Annotated in this window: 18 protein-coding genes and 1 tRNA gene; 13 read left to right on the top strand and 6 right to left on the bottom strand. The window is 65.2% G+C overall.

Annotation, left to right across the window (positions count from 1 at the left end; translation table 11 throughout):
* Positions 1-177 precede the first annotated feature (177 nt).
* Positions 178-957 (bottom strand): enoyl-CoA hydratase/isomerase family protein, encoded by a 780-nt coding sequence (locus tag ABE422_RS14685; RefSeq protein WP_313217594.1) that lies wholly within the window; start codon positions 955-957, stop codon positions 178-180.
* A 34-nt stretch (positions 958-991) separates the two neighbouring features.
* Here ABE422_RS14685 and ABE422_RS14680 point away from each other — a divergent pair, with 34 nt between their 5' ends.
* Positions 992-1441, top strand: coding sequence for a copper chaperone PCu(A)C (locus ABE422_RS14680; protein WP_346483233.1), 450 nt, complete (start codon positions 992-994; stop codon positions 1439-1441).
* Positions 1442-1541: 100 nt separating this feature from the next.
* Here the strand turns inward: ABE422_RS14680 and ABE422_RS14675 are convergent, their stop codons facing one another.
* Together ABE422_RS14675 and uvrA are read right to left on the bottom strand one after the other, a co-directional pair.
* On the bottom strand, positions 1542-1949 hold the full coding sequence (locus ABE422_RS14675) for a thioesterase family protein (RefSeq protein WP_265309403.1): 408 nt from the start codon (positions 1947-1949) through the stop codon (positions 1542-1544).
* Positions 1946-4921: an excinuclease ABC subunit UvrA gene (gene uvrA, locus ABE422_RS14670; RefSeq protein ID WP_346483231.1), complete on the bottom strand. Its 2976-nt coding sequence runs from the start codon at positions 4919-4921 to the stop codon at positions 1946-1948. The genes ABE422_RS14675 and uvrA overlap by 4 nt, the downstream gene beginning before the upstream one ends.
* 295 nt (positions 4922-5216) lie before the next feature.
* Here uvrA and rplU point away from each other — a divergent pair, with 295 nt between their 5' ends.
* From rplU to obgE, 3 genes are all read left to right on the top strand, one after another.
* Positions 5217-5534 (top strand): 50S ribosomal protein L21, encoded by a 318-nt coding sequence (gene rplU, locus ABE422_RS14665; protein ID WP_019184518.1) that lies wholly within the window; start codon positions 5217-5219, stop codon positions 5532-5534.
* Between the two features lie 15 nt (positions 5535-5549).
* A complete protein-coding gene (gene rpmA, locus ABE422_RS14660; protein ID WP_019184517.1) occupies positions 5550-5810 on the top strand; it encodes a 50S ribosomal protein L27 in 261 nt (86 codons plus the stop codon).
* 194 nt (positions 5811-6004) lie between these two features.
* Entirely contained in the window at positions 6005-7057 is a 1053-nt protein-coding gene (gene obgE, locus ABE422_RS14655; RefSeq protein WP_346483230.1) for a GTPase ObgE, read from the top strand.
* 184 nt (positions 7058-7241) lie between these two features.
* On the opposite strand, the gene rpsT is transcribed toward obgE, so the two are convergent.
* A complete protein-coding gene (rpsT, locus tag ABE422_RS14650) occupies positions 7242-7511 on the bottom strand; it encodes a 30S ribosomal protein S20 (RefSeq protein WP_019184515.1) in 270 nt (89 codons plus the stop codon).
* Positions 7512-7627: 116 nt separating this feature from the next.
* On the opposite strand from rpsT, the gene murJ reads away from it, so the two are divergent.
* The 6 genes from murJ (at position 7628) to ABE422_RS14620 (ending at position 16692) form a co-directional block, all read left to right on the top strand.
* Entirely contained in the window at positions 7628-9232 is a 1605-nt protein-coding gene (murJ, locus tag ABE422_RS14645; RefSeq protein WP_346483232.1) for a murein biosynthesis integral membrane protein MurJ, read from the top strand.
* A 75-nt stretch (positions 9233-9307) separates the two neighbouring features.
* Positions 9308-10255 carry a bifunctional riboflavin kinase/FAD synthetase gene (locus ABE422_RS14640; RefSeq protein ID WP_346483229.1) on the top strand — a complete coding sequence of 316 codons (948 nt, stop codon included), beginning with the start codon at positions 9308-9310 and terminating at the stop codon, positions 10253-10255.
* Positions 10252-13083, top strand: a complete 2832-nt coding sequence (gene ileS / locus ABE422_RS14635) for an isoleucine--tRNA ligase (RefSeq protein ID WP_346483228.1) — start codon at positions 10252-10254, stop codon at positions 13081-13083. The genes ABE422_RS14640 and ileS overlap by 4 nt, the downstream gene beginning before the upstream one ends.
* Positions 13083-13589, top strand: a complete 507-nt coding sequence (gene lspA / locus ABE422_RS14630; RefSeq protein ID WP_313211085.1) for a signal peptidase II — start codon at positions 13083-13085, stop codon at positions 13587-13589. The genes ileS and lspA overlap by 1 nt, the downstream gene beginning before the upstream one ends.
* Positions 13590-13642: 53 nt before the next feature.
* The gene (gene ispH / locus ABE422_RS14625) at positions 13643-14593 is read left to right on the top strand and encodes a 4-hydroxy-3-methylbut-2-enyl diphosphate reductase (RefSeq protein ID WP_123728670.1); all 951 of its coding nucleotides are present in this window, start codon (positions 13643-13645) and stop codon (positions 14591-14593) included.
* A 218-nt stretch (positions 14594-14811) separates the two neighbouring features.
* Positions 14812-16692, top strand: a complete 1881-nt coding sequence (locus ABE422_RS14620) for a peptidase M61 (protein ID WP_346483227.1) — start codon at positions 14812-14814, stop codon at positions 16690-16692.
* A 250-nt stretch (positions 16693-16942) separates the two neighbouring features.
* Here the strand turns inward: ABE422_RS14620 and ABE422_RS14615 are convergent, their stop codons facing one another.
* Positions 16943-17563, bottom strand: a complete 621-nt coding sequence (locus ABE422_RS14615; protein ID WP_346466346.1) for a hypothetical protein — start codon at positions 17561-17563, stop codon at positions 16943-16945.
* A 281-nt stretch (positions 17564-17844) separates the two neighbouring features.
* A complete protein-coding gene (gene treA, locus ABE422_RS14610; protein WP_346466347.1) occupies positions 17845-19473 on the bottom strand; it encodes an alpha,alpha-trehalase TreA in 1629 nt (542 codons plus the stop codon).
* 162 nt (positions 19474-19635) lie between these two features.
* Between treA and ABE422_RS14605 the strand changes: the two genes are divergently transcribed.
* The 3 genes from ABE422_RS14605 to ABE422_RS14595 all read left to right on the top strand — a co-directional run bounded on the left by ABE422_RS14605 (position 19636) and on the right by ABE422_RS14595 (position 21196).
* Positions 19636-19711: transfer RNA gene (locus tag ABE422_RS14605), tRNA-Thr, on the top strand.
* 212 nt (positions 19712-19923) lie between these two features.
* Positions 19924-20928, top strand: coding sequence for an RHS repeat-associated core domain-containing protein (locus tag ABE422_RS14600; RefSeq protein ID WP_346466348.1), 1005 nt, complete (start codon positions 19924-19926; stop codon positions 20926-20928).
* Between the two features lies 1 nt (position 20929).
* Positions 20930-21196, top strand: coding sequence for a hypothetical protein (locus ABE422_RS14595; RefSeq protein WP_346466349.1), 267 nt, complete (start codon positions 20930-20932; stop codon positions 21194-21196).
* Positions 21197-21237 lie beyond the last annotated feature (41 nt).

Genomic DNA, 21237 nt, shown 5'->3' with positions numbered 1-21237 from the left:
TCTGCTGGTAACCGTGGGGTTGGTGGGGGGGGTACATGGTATCCACCGTGGGGGGGGCTAAAGAAAATTTTTGGGTTGTGCCGGCCCATGGCCGGCAACCCCGCACCACTTCGATCGTTCATTGTCTGGTTGCCGGCCAGCGGCCGGCACTACCGGGGCGTTGGCGTTTGCCGGGCTTCAGGCCTTGCCGAGTCTGGCGACCAGCCCGTGCAGCGCCTGCTGGGCGTCCGGGGCGTACCAGGCGTCCACGAAGCGGTCGAGCTGGATGAGGTCGGCGTGCAGCGCCTCATGCAGGTCGGCGCGGGCGATGGCGCGGGTCAGCAGCATCGGTTGGCGCGGCAGCTTCAGCAGGCTCTGCAGCCAGGCCACGGCGCGGGCGACAACCTGATCCGCATCGACCACCTCATCGACCAGCCCGATCTGCAGTGCACGCTCGGCCGGCACCATCTCGCCGCCGACCAGCAGGGTGGTGGCCCGATGGTGGCCGACTACGCGGCGCATCAGGCGCTGGATGCCTTCCGGCGCGACCAGCCCGACCTGCACTTCGTTCAGGCCGATCACCGTGGGATGGGCGGCATCGGGGCTGCGCGCGATGATCCGGTAGTCGCAGCACAGCGCCAGCACGCAGCCGCCGGCAGGGGCGTGCCCGGTCATGGCCGCCACCACCGGCACGCGGCATTCGGCCAGGGTGCGCACGGCGCCGAAGAAGGCCTGCCAACTGTCCAGCAGCTTGTGCCTGTCATCGCCATGGCCGAGCAGGTGCGGCACGTCCATGCCGGCACTGAAGATGCGCTCGCTCCCGGACAGCACGATGCCGTGCACGTCCTCGGACATGGCCTGGTTGATCGCCTGGATCAGGTGCCGGCACAGCTCGGTGTCCAACGCATTGACCGGCGGACGCGCCAGCCGCAGTTCGCGGATGGGGCCATGGTTGATCACCTCGATGAGCGTCGTCATGCTGCAGTCTCGTTGCGGACAGGGAACGAAGCCGATGATAACCAAACCATTCGTGTGCGTATTGTTGGGGTTGTGTGCGTTCGCAGCATCGGCGCCGACAGTGGCCGCAGAACCTTCCTGTGTGTCACTGCGCGACGGCTGGCTGCGGTTGCCGCCGGCCGCGATGCCGATGGCCGCCGGTTACGGGCGGATCCGCAACGACTGCCGCGAGGCGGTCGTGGTGATCGCCGCAGGCAGCAAGGCGTTCGGCGATGTGTCCCTGCATGAAACCACGCTGGTCGACGGGGTCAGCCGGATGCGCGCGGTGGAGCGATTGCCGATCGCGGCGGGGGCGACGGTCGAGCTCAAACCTGGCGGACTGCATCTGATGCTGATGCAGCCGGAGGTGGCACTGAAGGAAGGCGCACAGCTGCCGTTGCGGCTGAGCCTGGAAGATGGGCGCAAGGTAGATGGGATGATGCAGGTGCGCAGCGCGGTACCGTAAGGCCCCATGGGGTATGGAACAGTAGTGCCGGCCGCTGGCCGGCACCCATGCACATCCGTCCGGCGTCATGAGGTTGCCGGCCAGCGGCCGGCACTACCCCTCAGGTGGACGCGGTGCGGATCGCCTCGGGCAACGGCGCGCTCTTGCCGGTCTGCGTGTCCATCCAGACCACCACCACGTTGCCATCCGAATACAGCGTGCTGTCGTTCTTCTCGTCCACGATGCGGTGGCCGATGGTCACGCTGCTGTTGCCGAGGCGCTCGACGAACAGCTCCACCACGATGTCGTTGGGCCACACGATCGGCAGGCGGTAGTTGACGTTCGTGGCCGCCACCACCGGGGCGATGCGGTCGGTCATCGAAACGCCTTCCACGCCCAGCATCCAGCGCACGCGCGCTTCTTCCAGGTAGGAGATGTACTTGGCGTTGTTCACGTGGCCCATGCTGTCCATGTCGCGCCAGCGGACGCTGATCGGCACGCGGGCGAGGATCTTGTGCTCGTTGCTCATGCGGTCTTCTTCCTGGTCTTGCTGGGGGCTTTGGTCGCGGCGGTCTTGCGCACGGCCTTCTTCGGTTCCGGCTTGGCTTTGCGCGGCGGGCGGGCGTCGGGCTTGTTGGCCACGGCCGCCGGCTGTTCCGGGCGCGCGCTGGTGGAGGGCAGCATCTTGGCCAGGAACTGGCCGGTGTACGAGGTCGGGCAGGCCGCCACGTCTTCCGGCGTACCGGTGACCAGGATGGTGCCACCGCGATGGCCGCCTTCCGGACCCAGATCGACAATCCAGTCGGCGGTCTTGATCACATCCAGGTTGTGCTCGATCACCACCACCGTGTTGCCTTCGTCGCGCAGCTTGTGCAGCACGCCGAGCAGCGCTTCGATGTCGTGGAAGTGCAGGCCGGTGGTCGGCTCATCCAGGATGTACAGCGTGCGCCCGGTATCGCGGCGCGACAGTTCCTTGGACAGCTTCACGCGCTGCGCTTCACCACCGGACAGCGTGGTCGCGCTCTGGCCCAGCTTGATGTAGCTCAGGCCCACATCGACCAGCGTTTCCAGCTTGCGCGCGATGCTCGGCACCGGCTCGAACAGCTTCAGCGCATCTTCGACGGTCATCTGCAGCACGTCGTTGATGTTGTAGCCCTTGTAGAGGATCTCCAGCGTTTCGCGGTTGTAGCGCTTGCCGTGGCAGACATCGCAGGGCACGTACACGTCCGGCAGGAAGTGCATTTCCACCTTGATCAGCCCATCGCCCTGGCACGCTTCGCAGCGGCCGCCACGCACGTTGAAGCTGAAACGGCCCGGCGAATAACCGCGCGCACGCGCTTCGGGCACTTGCGCATACAGCTCGCGCAGCGGCGTGAACAGACCGGTGTAGGTGGCCGGGTTCGAGCGCGGGGTGCGGCCGATCGGCGACTGATCGATGTCCACCACCTTGTCGAACAGATCCAGCCCGTCCACTTCCTTGTAGGGCGCGATCGGGTGCGAGGAACCGTTGATCTCGTTGGCGGCCAGCGAGAACAGGGTGTCGTTGATCAGGGTCGACTTGCCCGAGCCGGACACGCCGGTGATGCAGGTCAGCAGGCCCGAGGGAATATCCAGGTCCACGCCCTTGAGGTTGTTGCCGCTGGCACCGCGCAGGTGCAGCGTCATCTTCGGGTTGGGCTTGTGCCGGCGCGCCGGGATCTCGATGGCGCGCTTGCCTGACAGGTACTGGCCGGTCAGCGAACGCGGCGCATCCAGGATGTCCTGCAGCGTGCCCTGGCCGACGATCTCGCCGCCGTGCACACCCGCGCCCGGACCGATGTCCAGCACGTAGTCGGCCAGGCGGATCGCGTCTTCGTCATGCTCGACCACGATCACCGTGTTGCCGAGGTCGCGCAGGCGGGTCAGGGTGCCGAGCAGGCGCTCGTTGTCGCGCTGGTGCAGGCCGATCGACGGCTCATCCAGCACGTACATGACGCCGACCAGGCCGGCACCGATCTGCGAGGCCAGCCGGATGCGCTGGGCTTCGCCACCGGACAGGGTGTCGGCCTTGCGCTCCAGGGTGAGGTAATCCAGGCCGACATCGACCAGGAAGCCGAGACGTTCACCGATCTCCTTGACGATCTTGCCAGCGATCTCGCCGCGCCAGCCGGGCAGGGTCATGCTGCTGAAGAACTTCAGCGCATCGTCGATCGGCATCACCACCAGTTCGGGCAGCGCACGGTCGGCCACGAACACATTGCGCGCGGCCTTGTTCAGGCGCTGGCCCTGGCACTCGGGGCAGTTGCGCTCGCTGATGTACTTGGCCAGCTCTTCGCGGACGGCCGAGGATTCGGTCTCTTTGTAGCGGCGTTCGAGGTTGGGAATGATGCCCTCGAAGCGATGCTTGCGCTGGGTGCGGCCACCGGCTTCGGTGAAGTAGGTGAAGGTGATCGTCTCCTCACCGCTGCCGTACAGCACGGCCTGGCGCACGTCCTCGGGCAGGCTCTGCCAGGGGGCATCGGTGTCGAACTTGTAGTGCTTGGCCAGCGAGGCGATCAGCTGGAAGTAGTACGCATTGCGACGGTCCCAGCCGCGCACGGCGCCGGCCGAGAGCGACAGCTCCGGGTGCACCACCACGCGCGAGGGATCGAAGAACTCGGCCATGCCCAGGCCATCGCAGCCCGGGCACGCGCCGACCGGCGAGTTGAACGAGAACAGGCGCGGTTCCAGCTCCGGCAGCGAGTAATCGCAGACCGGGCAGCTGTACTTGGAAGAGAACAGATGCGCAGGCGCATCCTCCACATCCAGCGACTGCACCGAGACCATGCCGTCGCCCAGCTTCAGCGCGGTTTCAAAGCTCTCGGCCAGGCGCTGCTTGATGTCCTCGCGCGGGCGGAAACGGTCGATCACCGCTTCGATGGTGTGCTTCTGGCGCACTGCCAGCGGCGGCACCGCGTCGATTTCATGCAGCTGGCCGTCCACGCGCACGCGCACATAGCCTTGCGCGCGCAGCTGGTCGAACACCTGGGCGTGCTCGCCCTTGCGCTCGCGGATCACCGGGGCCAGCAGCATGTAGCGCTGCTCGGCATCCAGGGTCAGCACGTGGTCGACCATCTGGCTGACCGTCTGCGCTTCCAGCGGATAGCCGTGGTCCGGGCAGCGCGGGCTGCCGACGCGGGCATACAGCAGGCGCAGGTAGTCGTAGATCTCGGTGATCGTGCCGACGGTCGAGCGCGGGTTGTGCGAGGTCGATTTCTGCTCGATCGAGATCGCCGGGGACAGGCCCTCGATGTGGTCCAGGTCCGGCTTTTCCATCACGCTGAGGAACTGGCGGGCATAGGCCGACAGCGACTCCACGTAACGACGCTGGCCCTCGGCGTAAATGGTGTCGAACGCCAACGAGGACTTGCCCGAGCCGGACAGGCCGGTGATGACAATCAGCTTGTCGCGGGGCAGGTCGAGATCGATGTTCTTGAGATTGTGCGTCCGCGCGCCGCGGATGCGGATGAAATCCATCGCCATGGGGGATCCGTTGTGGGGCTTCGGCTCAGGGAGCCGGCAAGCGGGTGGGGCAATCGGAAACGGCAATCGGTCAGCCTACCGAGCTTGGGATTTGGGGGCAATCGCGGACTTTGCCACCCCCATGTCTCATTCCCTGAGACCCCGCCAGCCGGTTTCCTGAACCGTATTCAGCCAAATCCGGGTCAGAGCAGGGGGTGGGTTGACCCGAAGTGGTTGAAGTCATTAAAATTCCGCTTCTGTCCGCCCTCGATGGCGGCAGTCCATAGACCACAATAACTACAGAGGAAGTCTGGTCATGTACGCAGTACTGGTAACCGGCGGTAAGCAATACCGCGTGGCGCAGGGCGAAACGCTCCGCGTTGAAAAGCTCGAAGTCGAAGTCGGCAACGAGATCAAGTTCGACAACATCCTGATGCTGGGCGACAGCGATGGCATCAAGCTGGGCGACGCGCTGAGCGGCGCTTCGGTCACTGCCAAGGTCGTGTCCCAGGGTCGTGCCGACAAGGTCCGGATCATCAAGTTCCGTCGCCGTAAGCACCACATGAAGCGCCAGGGTCACCGTCAGTACTACACCGAAATCGAGATCACCGGCATTGCCGGTGGCAGCAAGTAATAAGGAGAAGCAGTCATGGCACATAAGAAGGGCGTAGGCTCATCGCGCAACGGTCGCGACTCCAACCCGAAGTACCTCGGCGTCAAGATTTTCGGTGGCCAGGCCATCGATGCCGGCAACATCATCGTGCGTCAGCGCGGCACCCAGTTCCATCCGGGTACCGGCGTTGGCCTCGGCCGTGACCACACCCTGTTCGCGCTCGTCGACGGCAAGGTGGAGTTCTCGGTCAAGGGCCCGAAGAAGCGTCGTACCGTCAGCGTCGTCGCCGAAGCCTGATCTTCAGCGGTACGCAGGCGCCCACGCCACGGCGTGGGGTCGCTGACGAAAGCCCCGCTTCGGCGGGGTTTTTCGTTGGTATCAACTATCGGGCGGGACATTTCCCGCCGCCGGCCCTGGATCGTACCGGGGCCGTTAGACTCTGCGGTGGGGTGCACCTCGCGCCCGCCGCCTCCAGATTGGCATCCAGAATCATGAAACTTGTAGACGAAGCAGAAATCCAGGTGATCGCCGGCAATGGCGGCAACGGCTGCATCGGTTTCCGTCGCGAGAAGTTCATTCCGCTGGGCGGGCCGGACGGTGGCGACGGCGGTAATGGCGGCAGCGTGTGGATCCGCGCCGACGAGAACCTCAACACCCTGGTCGATTTCCGCCATGACCGCATCTTCAAGGCGCAGCGCGGCGAGAACGGCATGGGCCGCCAGGCCTATGGCAAGGGCGGCGAAGACCTGGTCATCACCGTGCCGATCGGCACCGTGATCATGAACGTCAGTACCGACGAAGTGATCGGCGACCTGACCAGCCATGGCGACCGCCTGCTGGTGGCCAAAGGTGGCCGCGGCGGCTTGGGCAACATGCATTTCAAGAGCTCCACCAACCGCTCGCCGCGCCAGGCGCTGCCGGGCGAAGAGGGTGAAGAGCGCCTGATCAAGCTCGAGCTGAAGCTGCTGGCCGACGTGGGCCTGCTGGGCTTCCCGAATGCCGGCAAGAGCACCCTGATCCGCGCCGTGTCCGCGGCGACCCCGAAGGTGGCCGATTACCCGTTCACCACGCTGTACCCCAATCTGGGTGTCGTGCGCGTGGAGAACTACCGCAGCTTCGTGATCGCCGACATTCCCGGCCTGATCGAGGGTGCGGCCGACGGCGCTGGGCTGGGCGCGCAGTTCCTGCGCCACCTGCAGCGCACCCGCCTGCTGCTGCACCTCGTGGATATCTCCCCGATGGAAGGCGGCGTGGAAGGCGTGTCGCCGATCGAGCAGGTCCGGGCGATCGAGCGTGAGCTGGAAAAGCACGACCCGGAGCTGCTGAACAAGCCGCGCTGGCTGGTGCTGAACAAGGCCGACCTGATGTTCGAGGACGAGGCCAAGGCCGCCGCCGAGAAGATCGTTGCCGAGCTGGGCTGGACCCAGCCGTGGTACCTGGTCTCGGCGCTGGGCCGCGAAGGCACCTGGCCGATCATGAACAACGTGATGGCCTTCTTCGATCGCCAGAAGGAAGACGAGGCGCAAGCGCGCGATGCGTACTGAGCGCGCCCGCGCGCCCCTGAGAAACCCGGCTCCGGCCGGGTTTTTCTGTGGTGCCGCCGTCGCCGCCAGCCGGGCTGGACGTCGCAGATCGCAGGCAACAAAAAACCCGGCCGGGGCCGGGTTTTTTTCTGCGGCTGGATCGAAGCCACGCGGGGCGTGGCTCTACGACACCCGCAGCGCCGTATCAGGCGGCCTTGATGGCCTTGATGCGCGCGGTCAGGCGGCTCTTATGGCGAGCAGCCTTGTTCTTGTGGATCAGACCACGCGAGCTGAAACGGTCGAGGATCGGCTGGGCAACAGCGAAGGCTGCCTCGGCGCCGGCGGCGTCATTGGCATCCAGAGCCTTGATCACCTTCTTGACAGCGGTGCGCAGCATCGAACGCTGAGCCGTATTGCGCGCGTTGCGCACGACGGTCTGCTTGGCGCGCTTCTTGGCGGACTTGATATTGGCCACAGTGGTGGTTTCCTGAAAAATCGGTGTAATGGGAACAGCAAGCTGGAAAGTATGATGGCTCGAAAAATGTACGTCAAGTCAATTGTCAAGAGGGAACACGGGTGAGTTCACCAAGGATGTTGCGGGGCCTGCTGTCTTTCAGCAGCATGACCATGATTTCGCGGGTGTTGGGGCTGGTTCGCGACCTGGTCATCACCACCACGTTCGGCACCAATGCGGTGACGGACGCCTTCTGGGTCGCCTTCCGGGTGCCCAATTTCCTGCGCCGGCTGTTCGCCGAGGGCTCGTTCGCCACTGCGTTCGTCCCGGTGTTCACGGAGGTGAAGGAAACCCGGCCGCACGCCGAGCTGCGTGAGCTGATGTCGCGGGTGGCCGGCACGCTGGGCGGGGTGCTGCTGCTCGTCACGGCGCTGGCGCTGATCTTCGCGCCGCAGCTGGCGACCCTGTTCTCCAGCGGGGTCGATACCGACCCGGCCAAGCATGGCCTGCTGGTGGACCTGTTCCGGTTGACCTTCCCGTTCCTGCTGTTCGTCTCCCTGACCGCCTTGGCGGGCGGGGCGCTCAACAGTTTCCAGAAGTTCGCGATGCCGGCGCTGACCCCGGTGATCCTCAACCTGTGCATGATCGCCGGCGCGCTGTGGCTGGCCCCGCGGCTGGGCGGCACCCCGGAGAAGCAGATCCTGGCCCTGGGCTGGGCGGTGCTGGCCGCCGGCCTGCTGCAGCTGCTGTTCCAGCTGCCGTCGCTGAAGGGCATCAACCTGCTGACCCTGCCGCGCTGGGGCTGGCAGCACCCGGGGGTGCGCAAGGTGCTGACCCTGATGGTGCCGACCCTGTTCGGTTCCTCGATCGCGCAGATCAACCTGCTGCTGGATACGGTGATCGCGGCCAAGCTGACCGACGGCTCGCAGTCCTGGCTGTCGCTGGCCGACCGCTTCCTGGAACTGCCGCTGGGCGTGTTCGGCGTGGCGCTGGGCACGGTGATCCTGCCGGCGCTGGCCCGCCACCATGTCAGTACCGACAAGGCCGGCTTCTCCAGTGCGCTGGACTGGGGCCTGCGCACCACGCTGTTGATCGCCATCCCCGCCATGCTGGGCCTGCTGCTGCTGGCCGAGCCGCTGATCGCCACCGTGTTCCAGTACGGCCGCTTCACCGCGTTCGATACCCGCATGACCGCGCTGTCGGTGTACGGCCTGAGCTTCGCCCTGCCAGCCTTCGCGCTGCTCAAGGTGGTGCTGCCGGCCTTCTATGCCCGCCAGGACACCCGCACCCCGGTCCGCGCCGGTGTGGTCGCGCTGGTGGCCAACATGGTCTTCAACTTCATCCTGCTGGCCGTGCTGTACCACGTGATGGTGCCGGAGGCGCTGAAAGCGCAGGGCGTCTGGGTCGCGTTGGGCAAGCAGCCGGGCCTGCATCTCGCGCTGGGTATCGCCAGCGCGCTGTCCAGTTATCTGAACCTTGGCCTGCTCTGGTATTGGCTGGGCAAGACCGATGTCTACCAGCCCAAGGCGGGGTGGGGCGGCTATGCGACCAAGCTGGGGCTGGCCTGCCTGGCCATGGTGGCGGTGCTGCTGGGCCTGCGCTACGGGATGGCGGACTTCACCGGCATGGATAAATGGCACCGGATCGGCAACCTCGCGCTGCTGGTCGGCGGTGGCGGTCTGACCTATCTGGTGGCCCTGGTCGCCATGGGCTTCCGTCCGCGCCACCTGCGGGAGCATTGATCCGGGGGCAGCCCGGCTATACTTCATGGCTATCTCTTGCAAAGCATCGGCCCTGGTGGGTCGCATTCCACGTAGATGAGCAGGCTGTTTAGAAGCGTCGAAGGCGGGCAACTGTTCCCGCACGGAAGCGTGGTCTGCATCGGCGCATTCGACGGCCTGCACCTGGGTCATCGTGCGTTGGTGCGCCACGCCGTTTCGCGCGCGCGCGCGCTGGGCGTGGCCGCCGTGGCGGTGGCCTTCGAGCCACTGCCGCGCGAGTACTTCGCCCAGGGCGAGCCGCCGCCGCGCTTGACCCTGGCCCGTGACAAGGTCGCCATGCTGCGCGAGCTTGGCGTGGATGCGGTCGGCCTGCTGCGCTTCGATGCGCGCATGGCCGCGATGCAGGCCGAGGCGTTCGTCGAGCAGCTGCTGGTGCACCGGCTGAGCGCGCGTGAAGTGTGGATCGGGCCGGAGTTCTGCTTCGGCAACCGCCGCAAGGGCGATCTGGCCCTGCTGCAGGCGATGGGCGGCGAGCGTGGCTTCAGTGCCGGTGAGATCGAGCCGGTCGCCCTGCATGGCGAGCGCATCTCCAGCACCCGCATCCGCCAGCTGCTGCGCGCCGGTGATTTCAGCCATGCCGGCGATCTGCTGGGCAGGCCGTATACGATTGGGGGCAGGGTAGTGCGCGGCCGCCAATTGGGCCGTACGCTGGGCTTCCCGACCGCCAACCTGCGCTTTCCGAAGACGCCGGCGCTGTCGGGGATCTACGCGACCTGGGTCCACGGTGTGTTCGACCAGCCGTGGCCGTCGGTCTCCAGCTTCGGTACGCGTCCCACCGTGGACGGCGTGGAGCCGCTGCTGGAAGCGCACCTGTTTGATTTCCAGGGCGACCTGTACGGCCGCCACATCGATGTCGAGTTCGTCGCCAAACTGCGCGATGAAGAAAAGTTCCAAGATCTGGCTGCGTTGACCGACCAGATGCACCGTGACGCCGAACAGGCCCGTCACATCCTTTCCGAACACAGATTGCGAGCCACTGCGTGAGCCAGGACTACAAAGCCACCCTTCATCTGCCGGCAACCGAATTCCCGATGCGCGGCGACCTGCCCAAGCGCGAGCCGGGCATTCTGTCGCGCTGGGAGGACGAGGGCCTTTACGCCCGCCTGCGCGACAACGCGCAGGGCCGCCCGCTGTTCGTGCTGCACGACGGCCCGCCCTACGCCAATGGCCAGATCCACCTCGGCCACGCCGTCAACAAGATCCTCAAGGACATCATCGTCAAGTCGCGCTACCTGGCCGGCTTCGATGCGCCCTACGTGCCGGGCTGGGATTGTCACGGCCTGCCGATCGAGATCGCGGTCGAGAAGAAGTGGGGCAAGGTCGGCGTCAAGCTCGATGCGGTCGCGTTCCGCCAGAAGTGCCGCGAGTTCGCCGAAGAGCAGATCGAACTGCAGCGCCGCGACTTCAAGCGCCTGGGCGTGATCGGCGATTGGGACAACCCGTACAAGACGCTGAGCTTCGATTTCGAAGCCAACGAAATCCGTGCGCTTTCCAAGGTGTTCGCCAACGGTCACATCGTGCGCGGCGCCAAGCCGGTGCACTGGTGCTTCGACTGTGGCTCGGCGCTGGCCGAGGCCGAAATCGAATACCAGGACAAGACCTCGCCGGCGATCGACGTGGCCTACGTCTCGCGTGACGCGCAGCAGCTGGCCGAACGCTTCGGCGTGACGCTGCCGGCTGATGTCGAGGTTGCGGTGCCGATCTGGACCACCACCCCGTGGACGCTGCCGGCCTCGCTGGCGGTGTCGCTCGGTGCGGAGATCGAATACGTGCTGGCCGAAGGCCCGGCCCACAACGGCAAGCGCCGTTGGCTGGTGCTGGCCGCCGCGCTGGCCGAGCGTTCGCTGCAGCGCTACGGCGTGGAAGGCCTGGTCGTGCACGGTCGTGCCACCGGCGCCGCGCTTGAAAACCTGCTGCTGGCCCATCCGTTCTACCCGCAGCGCGACATCCCGCTGCTCAACGGCGACCACGTCTCCGACGAAGACGGTACCGGTGCGGTGCATACCGCCCCGGGCCATGGCCAGGAAGACTTCGTGGTCAGCCAGCAGTACGGGCTGATGGACAAGTACAACGCCGGCCAGATCAACCCGGTCGACGGCCGTGGCGTGTACCTGTCCTCGACCCCGCCGGCCGGCGATGTCGAGCTGGCCGGCGTGCACCTGTGGAAGGCGCAGCCGCTGATCATCGATGTGCTGCGCGCCTCCGGTGCGCTGCTGGCCTTCGTTGAGATCGTGCACAGCTACCCGCATTGCTGGCGCCACAAGACCCCGGTCGTGTTCCGCGCCACCCCGCAGTGGTTCATCTCGATGGACAAGGCCAACCTGCGCCGCGACGCGATGGCCGCGATCGACAGCGTCGGCTGGTTCCCGGGCTGGGGCAAGGCGCGCATCGGCTCGATGGTCGATGGCCGCCCGGACTGGTGCATCAGCCGCCAGCGCACCTGGGGCGTGCCGATCGCGCTGTTCACCCACCGCGAAACCGGTGAGCCGCACCCGCGCACCGTCGAATTGATGCAGCAGGTCGCCGATCGCGTGCAGGCCGAAGGCATCGACGTGTGGTACTCGCTGGACAGCGCCGAGCTGCTGGGCGATGAAGCGCCGCAGTACGAGAAGGTCACCGACATCCTCGATGTCTGGTTCGACTCGGGCGTGACCCATGAAGGCGTGCTGCTGGCGCGTGGCTTCGGCAAGCCGGCCGATCTGTACCTGGAAGGCTCGGACCAGCACCGCGGCTGGTTCCAGTCCTCGCTGCTGACCGGCGTGGCCATCGACAAGCAGGCCCCGTACAAGCAGTGCCTCACCCACGGCTTCACCGTGGATGAGAAGGGCCGCAAGATGTCCAAGTCGCTGGGCAACGGCATCGAGCCGCAGGACATCATGAAGACCCTGGGCGCGGACATCCTGCGCCTGTGGATCGCCTCGGCCGACTACAGCAATGAAATGTCGCTGTCGCAGGAAATCCTCAAGCGCAACGCGGATGCCTACCGGCGCCTGCGCAACACCGCGCGCTTCCTGCTCGGCAACCTGGACGGCTTCGACCCGGCCCAGCATCTGGTGGCCCCGGCCGACATGGTCGCGCTGGACCGCTGGATCGTGCATCGCGCCTTCGAGGTGCAGGAGAAGATCAAGGCCGCATACACCGGCTACAACATGGCCGAGATCGTGCAGTTGCTGCTGAACTTCTGCAGCGTGGATCTGGGCTCGGTGTATCTGGATGTCACCAAGGACCGCCTGTACACCATGCCGGTGGACTCGCGCGGCCGCCGCTCGGCGCAGACCGCGATGTACCACATCGCCGAAGCGTTCACGCGCTGGATCGCGCCGATCCTGAGCTTCACCGCCGATGAGCTGTGGGGGTACCTGCCGGGCGAGCGCAAGGAGAACGTGCTGTTCGCCACGTGGTACGAAGGCCTGGCCCCGTTGCCGGCCGATGCACCGCTCAACGCCGCCGACTTCGATCAGCTGCTGGCCCTGCGCGAGCAGGTTGCCAAGGTGCTCGAGCCGATGCGTGCCAACGGTGCGATCGGTGCGGCGCTGGAAGCGGAGATCACCGTCGCCGCCGATGCCGAGACCGCCGCGCGCTGGCAGCCGCTGGCCGAGGAGCTGCGCTTCCTGCTGATCAGCGGTGACGTGCAGGTGCGCCCGGCGACCACCGATGAGGTGTTCGTCAGCGCCCAGCCGACCGGCAAGCAGAAGTGCGTGCGCTGCTGGCATTACCGCGCCGATGTCGGCTCGGTGGCGGCGCACCCGGAACTGTGTGGCCGCTGCGTGACCAACATCGACGGTGCCGGCGAAGAACGGCGGTGGTTCTGATGGCCGCCGCCCGTCCGCGTCCGAACGCGCTGATCTGGCTGCTGCTGTCGGCAGCGATCATCATCGCCGACCAGTGGAGCAAGGCCTGGGTGCTGTCCAGCCTGCCCGAGTACGAGCCGGTGGTGGTCATCGAGGGCTTCTGGAACTGGTACCGCACCTACAACACCGGCGCGGCATTCAGCTTCCTGAGCGATGCCGGTGGCTGGCAGCTGTGGTTCTTCACCGCGCTGGCGGTGGGCATCAGCGGTCTGATGGCCTACTGGATGTGGGGCACCGCGCGCGGTGCCTGGCGCAGCGCCGTGCCTTACGCGCTGGTGATCGGCGGGGCGATCGGCAACGTGATCGACCGCCTGATGCACGGTCACGTGGTCGACTTCATCCAGTGGCATATCGGGGACCATTACTGGCCCTCGTTCAACATCGCTGATTCGGCGATCGTGGTCGGCGCGGTGGGTATCGCCCTGTTCGGCCTGTTCGACGGCAAGGCGGCCAAAAAAGCGGGATAATTCCCTCCTGTATCCGTAACAACCCGGCTTACGCCGGCCGGAGTATCTGACCGATGGATGTGTTGCTCGCCAATCCGCGTGGTTTCTGTGCCGGTGTCGATCGTGCGATCGAGATCGTCAAGCGCGCGATCGAGACCCTGGGTGCGCCGATCTACGTGCGCCACGAGGTCGTGCACAACCGGTTCGTGGTCGATGACCTCAAGGCCCGCGGCGCGATCTTCGTCGAGGAGCTCGACGAAGTGCCGGACGACAACACGGTGATCTTCAGTGCCCACGGCGTTTCCCAGGCCGTGCGCCAGGAAGCCGACCGACGTGGCCTGAAGGTGTTCGACGCGACCTGCCCGCTGGTCACCAAGGTGCACCTGGAAGTGGCCCGCCACTGCCGCGCCGGCCGCGACGTGGTGCTGATCGGCCACGCCGGGCACCCGGAAGTGGAAGGCACGATGGGCCAGTGGAGCCGCGAGCGCGGCACCGGCCAGATCTATCTGGTGGAGGATGTGGAAGACGTCGCCACGCTGGTCATCGACCAGCCGGAGAACTTCGCCTACACCACCCAGACCACGCTCTCGGTGGATGACACCCGCAGCATCATCGACGCGCTGCGCACCCGCTTCCCGGCGATGCAGGGCCCGAAGAACGACGACATCTGCTACGCCACGCAGAACCGCCAGGACGCCGTGCGCGACCTGGCCAAGCGTTGCGACCTGGTGCTGGTGGTCGGTTCGCCCAACAGCTCCAACTCCAACCGCCTGAGTGAACTGGCGCGCCGTGATGGCGTGGAGTCCTACCTGATCGACGGTGCCGACGAGATCGATCCGGCGTGGGTGGCCGGCAAGAAGCACATCGGCCTGACCGCGGGCGCCTCGGCACCGCAGGTGCTGGTGGATGGCGTGATCGCCCGCCTGAAGGAACTCGGCGCCACCGGCGTCGGCGAACTGGAGGGCGAGCCGGAATCGATGGTGTTCGCGCTGCCGAAGGAACTGCGGCTGCGGTTGGTCGACTGACCCGCAGCATTCCGCCACGCATGCCGTGGCGCTGCCCGGTAGTGCCGGCCGCTGGCCGGCAGCGCACCCCGGTTGGTCCTGATCCCGTCCGGCAGACAGAACGTCACTGCGCGCCGCTGTGCCAATCATGGCCGCAACGCGACGCATGACCTTTGGCCATGGGGCAGGGCGCAGGCGGAGGGCTAGGATCAAAAGCTTCCCCCGCTGGAGCCTGCCTGATGAAGATGCGTGCCATTGCCCTGTCCGTGTTGCTGGCCGTGTCCGCCACCGGCGTGCAGGCGCAGACACCGCCGCCGCAGGACGTGGCCTTCCCGGGCCTGCTGCGCATCGACGTGGACGCGCGCGACATCGGGCGACGCATCTTCAAGGTCAAGGCCACGGTGCCGGCCAAGCCTGGCCCGCTGACCCTGCTGTACCCGGAGTGGCTGCCCGGCGCGCATTCACCGAGCGGCCCGATCGACAAGCTCGCCGGCCTGGTCGTCACCGCCAACGGCACGCCGCTGCAGTGGACGCGTGATCCGTACGACGTCTATGCCTTCACCGTGCAGGTGCCGCAGGGCGCCAGCGAAGTGGTGGCCGAGTTCAAGTTCCTCTCTTCGCAGGGCGCCCAGGGCCGCGTGGTGATGACCCCGGACATGCTCAACCTGCAGTGGAATGCCAATTCGCTGTACCCGGCCGGGGTGATCACCCGCAACATCCAGGCGCAGGCCACCGTCACTCTTCCGCCGGGCTGGTCATATGCCACCGCGCTGGATACCGAGCGCCGCGAGGGTGACACGGTGGTGTTCAAGCCGATCAGCTACGACCACCTGGTCGACTCGCCGCTGTTCGCCGGGCGCTACTTCCAGCGCTTCGATCTGGACCCCGGCGCGAAGGTGCCGGTGCACCTGAATGTCTTCGCCGATGAGGCCAAATCGCTGGCCGCCAAGCCCGAGCAGATCCAGGCGCATCGCGCGCTGGTGCAGCAGATGTACAAGCTCTACGGCGCACGCCATTTCGACCGCTACGAGTTCCTGCTGGCGTTGACCGACAAGCTTGGCGGCATCGGCCTGGAGCATCAGCGCTCCAGTGAGAACAGCGGCGACACCGGCTACTTCACCGAGTGGGACAAGACCTGGCTGGGCCGCGATCTGCTGCCGCACGAGTTCAATCACTCCTGGAACGGCAAGTACCGTCGTGGCGCCGATCTGACCACGGCCAACTTCAACGTGCCGATGGGCGACAGCCTGCTGTGGCTGTACGAAGGCCAGACCCAGTTCTGGGGCCAGGTGCTGGCCGCGCGCTCCGGGCTGTGGAGCCCGCAGCAGACCCGCGACGTGCTGGCCAATGTGGCGGGCACTTACGACCGCGGTCGCCCCGGCCTGGCCTGGCGCAACCTGCAGGACACCACCAACGACCCGACCATCGCCCAGCGCCGCGCGCTGGCGTTCCGCAACTATCAGATGAGCGAGGACTACTACTCCGGCGGCCAGATGGTGTGGCTGGACGTGGAGGGCAAGCTGCGCGCGCTGACCGGCAACAAGCGCGGCCTGGATGATTTCGCCAAGGCGTTCTTCGGCATGAACGACGGTGACTGGAACGTCCATCCGTACACCTTCGAAGAGGTGGTGAGCACGCTCAATGGCGTGGCGCCGTTCGACTGGGCCAGCTTCCTGCGCGAGCGCCTGGACGGGCACGGGCCGCTGACCGGCGGTCTGGAGGCGGCCGGCTGGAAGCTGGTCTACACCGATACGCCGAACGAAGCGTTCAAGGCGCAGGAAACCCGCGGCAAGAACAGCAACCTGCTGTACTCGATTGGCCTGTCCGTCAGCGAGTCCGGTTACATCGGCGACGTGCTGTGGGACAGCCCGGCGTTCAATGCCGGCCTGATTCCCGGCATGAGCGTGGTCGCGCTCAATGGCCGCGTGTTCAAGGCCGAGCAGTTGAAGGAGGCGATCACCGCGGCCAAGACCGACAAGGCGCCGCTGACGCTGCTGGTGAAGAGCTTCGATCGCATCGATACGGTGACGCTGGATTATCACGATGGGCTGAAGTATCCGTCGCTGGAGCGCATCGCGGGCAAGCCGGATCGGTTGGCGGAGTTGTGGAAGGCTCGGTGAGTGGGCTGAACAGTGTCCCTCGACACACGATGCGCGACGCCTCTGCAGCCAATCTGGAGTGGACGCGATGGGTCTTCAGCGTCGGGCGCGTTTCCAGCAATGGACTTCAGTAGCGGCTGAAACGGTTCCGGTTCTGGCAGATCCAGCTTGCCCGGCAAGATCCTGGTGCCCATTGGCGCATCCAATCGAAGGGCACGGCAATGTTGGAGAGGAGGGGGAGGACAGCAATGCTGACCTCCCCCCGCCAATATCATTCGTCGTCACCGTCTCCCAGCTCTGCTGCACCACTATCTTCCAGCCGCGCCGCAGTGGCGACCAATTGCCAGCGGGTATCCTTGACATTCCAAGGAAGGGCCTCCTGCTTTCTCAGTAATCTGAATTCGCCACCGCGGAACGCATAAGTGCGCAACTGCGTGAAGTGTCGAGTTCGGCCTCTGATCTCGAACTGGATGACGAATGCGATGAGTTGCCCGCTGGACGTCCACTGACGCTGGATGCTCTCCAGATTCGCATCATGGTGACGGATGTCGCTATAGCCGATGTAGACGGACAGTGCCTCCGGGTCTAGCTTCGAGGCATCGCTCAGCTTCTGGATCTCATTGACGCGCGCCTCAAAGCGCGGTTGGATCCATTCCCACTCAATCTTGGCCCAGCTTCGACGCTTTGCGGTCTGGATCACTGCATCCGTTCGATTGCCTGTTTCAAAGCAAGTGAAGTAGCCCAGCAGATCAGCCGCCTGCTTTATCACTGATGCAATGTGCGTCGTCCACACTGCCCGCCGCCCGAAATCGGTGTGCACGGGAGTTATTGGAAAGTCGCGGAACCACAGCGTATTGAAGAGGCTCACGAGATCCCTCTCTCGACGATTCATTTGATGCTTCCTTTCATGGTTGAGGATAAACAGAACTGCTAACGGCTCGTCAGCGAAAAACCTTAGCCCGCAGTAGGCTTCCGTGTTCAAGTGTGTGACGTAGGCGAAACGGCACCAGATGTAGACGCAAGGATCCCGTGTAGGTGTCGCACACGTTGAGATACGCTCAAGCTAAGGAGCGCCCGTGGATGCGAGGGTGAATCTGCATCTGCCACAGCGCTCTCCGGCAGGGAGCAGGGAGTGAACGTCGAAAAAACGTGCGCAGTCAAGAGGTCGCCAGCTCAGTCCGCGACTTCCACATCCTGGGCGCTCTCGCACGCTCGCTTCGGCGCACACAGCCGATCCAGCAGCGCCAACGTGACTCCGTTGCTCCAGCCGAAGCCATCCTGCAGCGGGTACTCGCCGCCGCCTCCGCCGGTGGCCGAACCGTCCACCACGTACTTCTCCACCAGCTTGCCCTCGCGGTCATACACCGTCTGCACGGTGCGCAGGAAGCGCGTGCCGATCCGGCGGGCGAGGGTGTCCTGCCCATAGCGCTGCAACCCGTCCACCGCGACCCACTGCAACGGTGCCCAGCCATTCGGGGCATCCCATTGCTGACCGGTGGCCACGGTGGTGGTCAGCAGCCCGCCATCGCGGAGCAGCTGCGAATCGACTGCCTGGGCGGTACGGCGTGCCTGCGTGCGCCCGGCGACGTCCAGCCACAAGGGAAACAGCGCCGCCGCGGTCAGGGCAGGGCGGGTCTGGCCGCGCTCCAGGTCGCGGTCCACGTACCAGCCGTGCTTGTCATCCCAGAGCAGTTGGTTGATGGCGTGCTGACGTGCCTTCGCCAGCTGGGTGAAGGTGCGTACAGCGGCGCGATCACCGGCTGCTTTGCTGGCGCGGGCTACGGTCGTTTCCAGATGGAACAGCAGGCTGTTCAGATCCACCGGCACGATCGCCGTGGTGTGGATGCTCGCCAGTGCAGACGGCTCCGTGAGCCAGCGTGAGCTGAAATCCCAGCCCGATTCCGCACCGGCGCGCAGGTCGCGATACACCTGCGAAGGCGCGCGCTGCGGCGCCTGCGCGGCGGTGGCCACATCGTCCATCCAGGACTCGGTGCGTGGCACCGCGCGGTCGTCCCAGTAACGATTGAGCAGTTGCCCGTCCGCCAGTCGCACGACGCGTTCGCGCGCCTCCCCCGCCGCCAGCGTTTCCGCGCCGCGCATCCAGAATGCATGCTCGATGCGCAGCTGCGGCAGGTAACGGCGGTAGGCATCATCGCCTTCGTGGGTGGCGAGTAGATCCACCATCAGGCTGAAGAAGGGCGGCTGCGAGCGGCTGAGGTAGTAGCTGCGGTTGCCGTTGGGAACATGGCCGTAGCTGTCGAGCTGGAACGCGAAGTTGTCCACCATGTCGCGCACCTGCTGCCAGCGGCCACTGGAGGCCAGCCCGAGCAGCGTGAAATAGCTGTCCCAGTAATACACCTCGCGGAAGCGCCCGCCGGGCACGACGTAGGGCCTGGGCAGCGGCAGCAGCGAGCCGTTCGGATCCACCGTGTCGGTGTTGCGGGTCAGCACGGGCCACAGCCCCTCGATGTGCGCGCGCAGCGTCTCCCCCGCTGGTGGCACGTAGGGCTGGGTGTCACCGGGCACCGCGAAGTGCTCGGCCACGAAGGCTGCCAGGTCGAATCCGGGCCCAGTCCTGGCGCGCTGCCACTGGGTGAGGAGGGCAGCGCTGGGCTGGTGGGGCACTGCATCCGCGAAGGTCTTCTGATCCTTGAACAGGTGTGCGCCCTGGACCTGCTGGAAGAGCGGCTGCCACTGCTGGTCCGGCGTCTGCGGCATCGGCGCCGTGCCTTGTGCCAGCGCGGGGACACTGAACAACAGGGATGACAGCAGCAGACCGGCCAAGCGGGGGCAGGGGCGCATGGGATGCCTCCGAAGGTGGGGAATCCACTGTAGGGGCTGGTGCGTCAAGGCTTGGTGCTGCTGGAGCACGTCGGGCGGGCTCGTTGGCGCGCGGCGGTTCGGCGGCGCGCGCGCTTCCCTGATTGACCAAAGTGGCCTGCACCCCCTAGAATTCACGACCTCGCCGGAATAGCTCAGTTGGTAGAGCGGCGCATTCGTAATGCGTAGGTCGTAGGTTCGATTCCTATTTCCGGCACCAGATACAGCAAAAAGCCCCGGCCTCGGTCGGGGCTTTTTGTTTGTGGCTCGCTTGGTGGTAGTGCCGGCCGCTGGCCGGCAACCTCAGGTCCGTTCAACGCACCCCGGACTGACATCGGCACCTCGATCCGATCCGGCTTCGCTGGCGCTTAGCGGCAAGGGCGTTGCTCACGTCAGGATGGAGTGGTTGGCCTCAATCGCCCCGTTGGATTCATGGCGGATCATTCCTGTGCTATCAATACCCAGCCTTGCTTCAAGGCTCTTTCAGGGATTGGAAGGATGCACAGGTTCGGGGAAATTGCAGGCGGTGTGTCGACCCGCTTCAGGGGATTTGAGGATCGAATTCGGAAGCTGGGTGCGGTAGGCGCCTGGATGTTCTGTGTGTTGCTGATTGGCCTTGGCATGCCACCATCCGCAATCGCCCAGACGACGGTCACCTACATCCATACCGACGCCTTGGGCTCGGTAGTGGCCGAGAGCGATGCCAACGGCAACGTGATCAAGCGCTATGACTACGAGCCCTACGGTGCCGTGGTAGGCGGTCAGGTCACGGATGGACCGGGGTACACAGGGCATGTGAGCGATGCAGCTACTGGGCTGAGTTACATGCAGCAGCGGTACATGGATCCGCAGTTGGGTGTGTTCCTGTCTGTTGATCCGGTGGCTGCGTATGAGCAGCCGGTGGGGCAGTTCAATCGGTATCGGTATGCGAACGGCAATCCGTATCGCTTTACTGATCCGGATGGGCGACAAGCAGCAGAGCGTTTTGTCGAACAGCATCGTAAGGACATGGAGGCTGGCAATGGCGATGTGTACAAGCCGTTACAGCCCTTTGCGATTGCCGTAACAGGTGTAATGCTTGCCCCCGTGGTAGTTGAGGTGGGCATGGCAGCGCTAGCCAATCCTGCTGCTGTAGCTACCGCGACCGAAATCGGGGCTGGCGCTGCGGGAGTGACAGGGACCGGCGCAGTTGCTGGGAGGATAACGGGATACACCAAGCACGGTCTGAATCAGGCGATTTCACGTGATGGCGGCAGGGGTGTATCTCCAAAAGCAATTTTGTCGGCAGTTAGAGAGCCCTTAAAGGTAGCGGAGCAGGCCGGAGGCAAGACGGTATACACGGGGAGGGATGCCAAGGTTGTTCTGAACGGTGATGGAAAAGTGATAACTACAATTCCACGAAATAGTAATGGTGTGAGAGACCCAAAGGTGAAGTGAAATGAGTGGAAAGGTGCCGTTGCATTTGCGCATGCTGCTTGTGGAGATTTGCGCCAAAAATGGCCGTGATCTGTCATTTGAGAAGCTGGAGGGCGACGAGTGTTTATTCGATGGCAATGATCGGGAGTGGTTGGTTGATGCGCTTGTTCGAGAGCTCTCCGATACTGGCCTGAAATTGGACGATGAACCTAATGAGCGTGGGCTGGAAATCGAAGCGTTGATTGATTTTATCGGGCCGGACTCAGGCACAGGTCTGATGAATGAGTGAGCTTAAACTCGTTATTTGGAGGAGTAGAGCGCTGCGGACGC

The sequence above is a fragment of the Stenotrophomonas sp. TWI1151 genome (assembly GCF_039673135.1).
Taxonomy (GTDB): Bacteria; Pseudomonadota; Gammaproteobacteria; order Xanthomonadales; family Xanthomonadaceae; genus Stenotrophomonas.
Note: the sequence above shows the minus strand (reverse complement) of the source record. Positions and strands in the feature narration are given on the sequence as shown.

Bases quoted from the DNA above. Each gene is read 5' to 3' on its own strand.
- rpmA (WP_019184517.1), top strand. From the start codon at position 5,550: ATGGCACATAAGAAGGGCGTAGGCTCATCGCGCAACGGTCGCGACTCC.
- ABE422_RS14600 (WP_346466348.1), top strand. From the start codon at position 19,924: ATGGCGGATCATTCCTGTGCTATCAATACCCAGCCTTGCTTCAAGGCT.
- ABE422_RS14595 (WP_346466349.1), top strand. From the start codon at position 20,930: ATGAGTGGAAAGGTGCCGTTGCATTTGCGCATGCTGCTTGTGGAGATT.
- ispH (WP_123728670.1), top strand. From the start codon at position 13,643: ATGGATGTGTTGCTCGCCAATCCGCGTGGTTTCTGTGCCGGTGTCGAT.
- lspA (WP_313211085.1), top strand. From the start codon at position 13,083: ATGGCCGCCGCCCGTCCGCGTCCGAACGCGCTGATCTGGCTGCTGCTG.
- obgE (WP_346483230.1), top strand. From the start codon at position 6,005: ATGAAACTTGTAGACGAAGCAGAAATCCAGGTGATCGCCGGCAATGGC.
- ABE422_RS14675 (WP_265309403.1), bottom strand. From the start codon at position 1,949: ATGAGCAACGAGCACAAGATCCTCGCCCGCGTGCCGATCAGCGTCCGC.
- uvrA (WP_346483231.1), bottom strand. From the start codon at position 4,921: ATGGCGATGGATTTCATCCGCATCCGCGGCGCGCGGACGCACAATCTC.
- treA (WP_346466347.1), bottom strand. From the start codon at position 19,473: ATGCGCCCCTGCCCCCGCTTGGCCGGTCTGCTGCTGTCATCCCTGTTG.
- ABE422_RS14680 (WP_346483233.1), top strand. From the start codon at position 992: ATGATAACCAAACCATTCGTGTGCGTATTGTTGGGGTTGTGTGCGTTC.
- murJ (WP_346483232.1), top strand. From the start codon at position 7,628: ATGTTGCGGGGCCTGCTGTCTTTCAGCAGCATGACCATGATTTCGCGG.
- ABE422_RS14615 (WP_346466346.1), bottom strand. From the start codon at position 17,563: ATGAATCGTCGAGAGAGGGATCTCGTGAGCCTCTTCAATACGCTGTGG.
- ABE422_RS14620 (WP_346483227.1), top strand. From the start codon at position 14,812: ATGAAGATGCGTGCCATTGCCCTGTCCGTGTTGCTGGCCGTGTCCGCC.
- ABE422_RS14640 (WP_346483229.1), top strand. From the start codon at position 9,308: ATGAGCAGGCTGTTTAGAAGCGTCGAAGGCGGGCAACTGTTCCCGCAC.
- ABE422_RS14685 (WP_313217594.1), bottom strand. From the start codon at position 957: ATGACGACGCTCATCGAGGTGATCAACCATGGCCCCATCCGCGAACTG.
- rplU (WP_019184518.1), top strand. From the start codon at position 5,217: ATGTACGCAGTACTGGTAACCGGCGGTAAGCAATACCGCGTGGCGCAG.